Below are 6,989 nucleotides of genomic sequence, written 5' to 3' on the forward strand. Positions count from 1 at the left end.
TTGGAGCAAGGTTTCGACGATGCTACGGCGGTAATGTCGATTCCAGAGAAGTACCGCAAGCGTCTGCGTACGACGAACAGCCAAGAGCGTTTGAATGAGGAAGTACGACGTCGTGAGCGTGTGATTCGTATCTTTCCAAACCGCGATTCTGCATATCGATTACTTGGAGCCTTGCTAATGGAGATAGATGAAAAGTGGAGCAATGGCCGAAAGTATCTGGATATGACGGATTATTTGGAGTGGCGAAAAACGAACGTAAAAACCGAATCCAAAATTGTGCGATTAAGTTAAAGGGGCGCGCGAGTTTTACTTGAGGGAATTTACACACAATTTTGGACTTGACCGATAGAACCGTATCATAATCGAGAATATCTATGTCCTTTTCAATGATTCTCGAAAGCACTGAAAAAATACTTATACTTTCTTTATTCAGAAATTGCAATAAGATAGCAACTCTACGATAGTATTCAGCAATAAGTGTCGCATCCGAAGAATATTCTCCTTTTGACCTTATCTCATCATACCTTTCATTTGACAAATCAGAATATTGTTTTACATCTATATTGTTAATTCGATCAACTGCTTTATTAAAAAAGCTCATCAAGCTCTCCCCTTCCAGTATCTAAAATTTATTTTTCGCTGATTTCCGTTAACGTTCTTGTATTCACGAACCTGAGAACCTTAAGCCCCAAAGGGGCGACCGCGACGCGGTTAGGTTCGCAGGGTTGTCCGCTTGAATCCACTTCTCTGACTACCTCTTCTCGCGAACCAAGAGCAGAGCCTGTCGCGTAGATACGGTGTAATCTGACGTACTAACCTTCTTTGAGTAATTTCAAAAAAATCATTATTGTTCGACTTTTTATTGGTTCTGTTTTCTTTTATTTCCTAAATATTTTCTAATTGTTTTAATAGTAAAAAATGACAAAGGCAAAGAAGTAGGTGGTCCAATTACAAAAAGTGTAGTTGGTATGATTACATATCCAGCAGCCCCCTGATCAGCTTTACTATATTGAGCGAACCAAAGATTACATATGAGATCTACAATCGCAAAATAAAAAACTATACTTACTAACTCAAACTTCGCAGCTTGAAATAGGCAGGTAAGCCTTGAGATAGCTGGGTAAACCGGCGATCCATTGTTGAAGTTGACTTTTTATTAATTTTGAGAGTTTTTTGCTTGCCGTATTTGCTACTTCATTGATTAATTCGAGCAGTTGTTGTAAAGCGATCACCCAATCCATGGTGCTTACCTCATCGCATAGCAAATAAAACAAACCACCAAGAGTTCCCTGATCCGTGCTTTGACGATGCTGCCATGCAAGAAGAATATATCGAGAAAATACAATGGTCGTATGGCTAACAAGCAAGTCATAGGAGAGGCCTTGAAATTCCTTTTGCAAGCGCAACAAGGATTTCGCGCACTTAAAGAAAACCTCTATATCCCATCGCATGGAGTAGATCTGGATGACTTTTTCGACGGACAAGGTCAGGTCGGTTGAGAGAATGGCCAGCCACTCATTCTTTTTCGTGCGATGCCGAATAAACACCACGAGGACAGGAATGCCTGGAACCAACTCCGTCCGGGTAGAACGAAGGATGTCCGACTTCTTTCCTTCAACTCGCGGAGCCGCCAGATACAATTCCTTCAGAGAAAGCCGATTCCCGTTCACGAGGTATCGTTTATTGTCATTTTTAACCATACCAATGACATGATGTTTATTGCATACTAAAAATGCCTAGAATTGCAGCATAAAAATGCTCGAGTGGAATGCAATAACTCAAGACCAACATGAGAAGCTACCACTCGGCAAATCTATCCCAATAATCCCGATCATGAAACCAGCCTGTAGCTGCTTAAATGCTGCCGCTACAGGCTGGTTTTACACTTTGAATGTTCATGCACCCACATTCATTAATGCGTAAATATACAACATGCTGTGCAAATCCATTTTTCTCAATATTTTTGACGAATTATTCTCACTTACTGGGCAAAAAGTTTCACCTGTTATGCAGAATCACAATATATATCCCCTTCCAGTGGGACTATCGTCTATCTACGAGCAGCGGCTGTATCCGCAGTTCGCGCAGGTCTTGCAGCCCTCGACGTTCAGGAGCGAGGCGGTCCCGCAGGACGGGCACAGGTCGCGCGAGGCGGATGCGCTGCCGCTCTCCTTCAGCCCGATGACCGGGGCCTCGATCGTCGCGGCGATTGGAGCCGGGTCCGTCTCGGCGCCGAGTCCGAGCGCTTCCTGCTGGTGAATCTCCAACGCCTTGGCTACCGCATCGGCAATCGACTCGACGCGGTTGGCGCCGAAGCCGATCGCGCCGGAGCCGCCGATGCCCTTCAGGTGCTTGATGAGCAGCTCGACCTTGTTGCCGTGATCGCCGTAGCGGAGGAACAGCGAGCAGACGCGGCCGAGCGCTTCCGCCATCGCGAACACATCGGAACCGGCCTTGCCCACGTTCAGGAAAATCTCGCCCGGAATGCCGTTCATATCATTAATCGTAATATAGGCCATGCCGAACGGCGTGTTCACCTTGTAGGTCGCGCCGCGCAGTACTTGCGGACGGCGCTTGTACACATTGCCGCCCCCGCCGTTGTTCGGCGCGACTGCCTGTCCGGTCGCCGGAGCAGCCGGCGCTGCTGCCGCCTCTTCCGCCAGAGCTCCGGCTTCGGCCTGGCAAGCTTGCCCGTCTTCCTTCTTGTCTCCTTTGTCGGTCGACAGAACCTGGACGTCGCGGCTGCCGTCGCGGTAGATCGTCACGCCCTTGCAGCCGAGATCGAAGGCCAGCTCATACAGCCGCTTCGTCTCTTCCACCGTGAAGTCGTTCGGGCAGTTCGCCGTCTTCGAGATCGAGCTGTCCACCCAGCGCTGGATCGCCGCCTGCGCACGGATATGATCTTCGGCGGACAGATCCATCGCCGTAATGAAGTAATCCGGCAGTTCCTCGCCCGGATGCGCGTCCATCCATTCCTGCGCAATCGGCACGAACTGCTCGTCGAAGCCGAGTCGGCTTTGCCGGAAATACTTGAAGGCGAAGTACGGCTCGATGCCGGTCGAGGTGCCGACCATCGTGCCGGTGCTGCCCGTCGGCGCCTGCGTAATGACGGTCACATTGCGCATGCCCTGGCGGCGAATCGCTTCGCCGACCTCCGGATACACCTCAAGCATATTCTTCATGAAGCCGCTCTGCAGGTACGGCTCCGTCTCGAATGCCGGGAACGCACCCTTCTCGCCTGCGATCTCCGCCGACGCGAGATATGATTCGCGCGCGATGAAGCCGAACAGCTTATCGAGGAATTCCAGCGATTCCGGGCTGCCGTAGCGGATGCCCAGCTTGATCATCAGCTCGGCCAAGCCCATCGATCCCAAGCCGACGCGGCGCTCGTTCTGCTGATTCTCTTTATTTTTCTCGAAATGATATGGAGTCTTGTCAATCACGTTATCCAGGAAACGCACCGCATAGCGCGTCACGGTGGACAGTTCGTCCCACGCCACATCATGCTTCTCCTCGTCATAGAACTTGGAGAGATTGAGCGCGGACAGGTTGCAGACGCCCCACGCCGGCAAGCCCTGCTCCCCGCACGGATTCGTGCAGATAATCGGGTTGAAATACCAGCTGTTCGACATCTGATTGTAATATTCCATGAACACGACGCCCGGCTCGGCCGACTTCCAGGCCGACTCGATAATCGTATGCCAGATTTCCCGCGCCTTCACGGTTCGGTAAGGAATGACGGCCTTGCCGGCCTTCTTCCATTTTTCGAGGTCTCCGTCCCACAGCTCATCGTATTCCGGATCGGATGTATCCGGGAAGACCAGCTCCCAATCGAGATCTTCCTTGACGGCCTTCATGAAGGCGTTGCTGACGCAGACGGACAGATTGGCGTTCGTCACCTGGCCCATCGTCTGCTTCACCGTGATGAAATCGACCACGTCCGGATGCCAGTCATTCATCATCAGCATGAGCGCGCCGCGGCGGCTGCCCCCCTGCTCGATCAATCCGGTCGTATAGCTGAACAAGCCGCCCCAGGACACGGCGCCGCTGGAGGAGCCGTTGACCCCGCGCACGATCGCGCGCCGCGGGCGAAGGGACGACAGGTTGATGCCGACGCCCCCGCCGCGGGCCATAATCTCGGTCATCTCCGACAGCGTCTCCATGATGCCGCCGCGGCTGTCCTTCGGCGACGGGATGACGTAGCAATTGAAGAGGGTCAATTCCTCGCTCGCCCCGGCCCCGGCGGCGATGCGGCCTCCAGGAACCAGCTTCCAGTCATCCAATATATAACGGAATTTTTCCGTCCATTCCTGTTGTTTTTCCGGGGTTGGTTCTACCGATGCCATCGCAGCCGCCAGCCGATCCCACATTTCTTCCGGCGTCTTCTCTATCGTCAAGGTCAGCTTCTCGATCGTGGATTGAACCACCTCTCCGCTTCGCAGCTTGACAGAGACGAAGCGGCCGTCGCGCGCTACCACTTCTCCGACTTCCTTCGCCGGGAACTTCGGATCGTCTTTGGTCAGTACCAGGACGACATCCCCTACTTTGGTGTTGTTCGTGTCCGCATCCTTCCATGCGTACCGATCCAGAAATATTTTCTCGCTCAAGCCTTCCAAGCGCTGCTTATGCACCGTATTCAAAAGAACACAACCTCCTATATATTGATCGATACTTGAATGATTACCACCGCACACGACAATTGAAGCATTGTACAATGTATGTATTTTCCACAATATATTGTGTGCGAAAATCATTGTACTATACTACATATAGAATTTCTAATAAGAAAAAAGGAAATATGGCGAATGGATGAGAACCGGGGAACACCATGCTTCGTTTTTCTCTAGCAATCTCTCTATTTTGTCTCTTGCTTTTTCCGGAGGAAGGCATACTCGCCCTGCTCCCGCCCCTCTTCCAGGCTCCCCGCTCTCCGTCCTCTCCGTCTTGCAGCCGGTTATGAAAGCCTGCAATAACGTCCATACTACCTCTATAGAGGAGGTCGAGAGGATGAACAGACATCAGCAGCCGAATGATGGCATTGCCGGTCCGCCGCCATCGGTCCTGGCCGGCCCGGTCAGCCCGGGGAGCGGCCCGATCCTGCGCTCCGCCGGGAACTCCTGGCCGCTGTCCTCGCCCGCGATGTCCGGCTCGCTGCCTATCGTGACGGACCGCGGCTGGCTGGAGGAACTGTCGGCCCGCATCGACAAGAACGGCCCCTGGGATGACTGGACCCTGTTCCAGTTGGCCTATGAGGCGGAGCAGGCCAAGCGCATTCGCGCGTTCGACGAGCTGCAATGCCTGACCCATATTACGAACGTAGAACCGCTTCCCCATCAAGTAGAGACCGCCAAGAAGGTGCTGCACGAGATGCGCGGCCGCGCGATTCTGGCCGACGAGGTCGGACTCGGCAAGACGATCGAAGCCGGACTCGTGCTGAAGGAATATTTGATTCGCGGGCTCGTCAAGCGCGCCCTCATTCTCGTCCCCGCCTCCCTGGTGCTGCAGTGGGTGCGCGAGCTGCACCATAAGTTCGGCATCGCGGCGGTGGCCCAGAAGAAAAAATATCAATGGCAATCCGACATCGTCGTCGCCTCGATGGATACCGCCAAGCGCGATCCGCATAAATCGATCCTGATGGAGCAGGAATACGACATGCTTATCGTCGACGAGGCGCATAAGCTGAAAAACCGCAAGACGACCAACTACCAGTTCATTCAGCATTTGCGCAAAAAATATTGCCTGCTGCTGACAGCCACGCCGGTCCAGAACGATATGAACGAGCTGTACAATCTGATTACCCTGTTGAAGCCGGGACAGCTTGGCGGGCAGGGCGAATTCAGCAGCAACTTCGTCGCCGACAAGCGCCTTCCGAAGAACGAGGGGCAGCTTCAGGGCGAGCTGTCCAAGGTGATGGTGCGCAACCGGCGCGGCGAGGGCAGCGTGCAATTCACGCGGCGCATCGTCCGCAATGTGCCCTTGACGCTATCCCCGGACGAGCAGGCCCTGTACGAGGGGGTCACCCGCTTCATCAAGGAGCAATATCAGATGAACGGCCGCGATATCGGCAGCATGTTTTCGCTGATTACGCTCCAGCGGGAAGTGTGCTCCAGCCGCGACGCGGTCTTCCTGACCCTCGTCAACCTCGCGAAGAAGCTGCCCGAGGATTCGCCGATCCGCGATCATATCTGGGATCTGGTCGATCTGATCAAGGCGATTACGTCCAATACGAAGGCGGAAGCCGCCATGGACATCATCCGGCAGACGAACGAGAAGGTGATCGTGTTCACCGAATACCGGGCGACGCAGGAATATTTGCTGCAATATTTCCGCAAGGCCGGCATCGTGGCGGTGCCGTACAGCGGCGGCATGAACCGGGGCAAGAAGGACTGGATGATGGATCTGTTCCGCGGCCGCGCCCAGGTGATGATCGCGACCGAGGCCGGCGGGGAGGGCATCAATCTGCAATTTTGCCACCATATGATCAATTTCGACCTGCCCTGGAACCCGATGCGCGTCGAGCAGCGAATCGGGCGGGTGCACCGCCTCGGCCAAATGAACGACGTGCGCATTTACAATTTATCGACCCGCGGCACGATCGAGGAGCATATTTTGAATCTGCTGCATGAAAAGATCAATATGTTCGAAATGGTCATCGGGCGGCTGGATATGATATTGGAACGGTTCGAGAAGCAGGACTCCCTGGAAAAGAGCCTGACCCGCATTCTGCTGGAAGCGGGCAGCGACGAGGAGATCCGCCACCATGTCGAGCATCTCGGCGAGTCGCTGAACGCCATCCGCGCGGAAGTGGAAGCCGAAGCGGACGACGGACGAAAGGCGGCGATCGGACAACTGCTGGACCAGATCAGTACGGAAGCGGAGGCTTGAGATGATGAACACCGAGCAAGTGCGCGACTATGTGCTGCGCTATTTGGAGGCGACGGACTGCCACATTCTCGAAAAGTCGCCGGCCCATGTGACCGTGAAGCTGT

At 53.7% G+C, this 6,989-nt stretch carries 3 protein-coding genes and 2 pseudogenes; 3 read left to right on the plus strand and 2 right to left on the minus strand.

What is annotated here, in order from left to right:
- On the plus strand, positions 1–291 hold a 291-nt coding region (locus ABD76_RS02420; protein ID WP_197253995.1), incomplete at its 5' end, for a transposase.
- A 782-nt stretch (positions 292–1,073) separates the two neighbouring features.
- Here ABD76_RS02420 and ABD76_RS02425 read toward each other — a convergent pair.
- Together ABD76_RS02425 and ABD76_RS02430 are read right to left on the minus strand one after the other, a co-directional pair.
- Positions 1,074–1,712, minus strand: a pseudogene (locus ABD76_RS02425) (IS4 family transposase); the annotation flags it as partial.
- 342 nt (positions 1,713–2,054) lie between these two features.
- Positions 2,055–4,640, minus strand: a complete 2,586-nt coding sequence (locus tag ABD76_RS02430) for an adenosylcobalamin-dependent ribonucleoside-diphosphate reductase (protein ID WP_197253997.1) — start codon at positions 4,638–4,640, stop codon at positions 2,055–2,057.
- A 499-nt stretch (positions 4,641–5,139) separates the two neighbouring features.
- Between ABD76_RS02430 and ABD76_RS02435 the strand changes: the two genes are divergently transcribed.
- Positions 5,140–6,885 carry a DEAD/DEAH box helicase gene (locus ABD76_RS02435; protein ID WP_197253999.1) on the plus strand — a complete coding sequence of 582 codons (1,746 nt, stop codon included), beginning with the start codon at positions 5,140–5,142 and terminating at the stop codon, positions 6,883–6,885.
- Between the two features lie 4 nt (positions 6,886–6,889).
- Positions 6,890–6,989 (plus strand): annotated as a pseudogene (locus ABD76_RS31345) (YqhG family protein); the annotation flags it as partial.

It is taken from the genome of Paenibacillus dendritiformis, assembly GCF_015845845.1.
In the GTDB taxonomy this organism is placed as follows: domain Bacteria; phylum Bacillota; class Bacilli; order Paenibacillales; family Paenibacillaceae; genus Paenibacillus_B; species Paenibacillus_B dendritiformis_C.

Bases quoted from the DNA above. Each gene is read 5' to 3' on its own strand.
- ABD76_RS02435 (WP_197253999.1), top strand. From the start codon at position 5,140: ATGTCCGGCTCGCTGCCTATCGTGACGGACCGCGGCTGGCTGGAGGAA.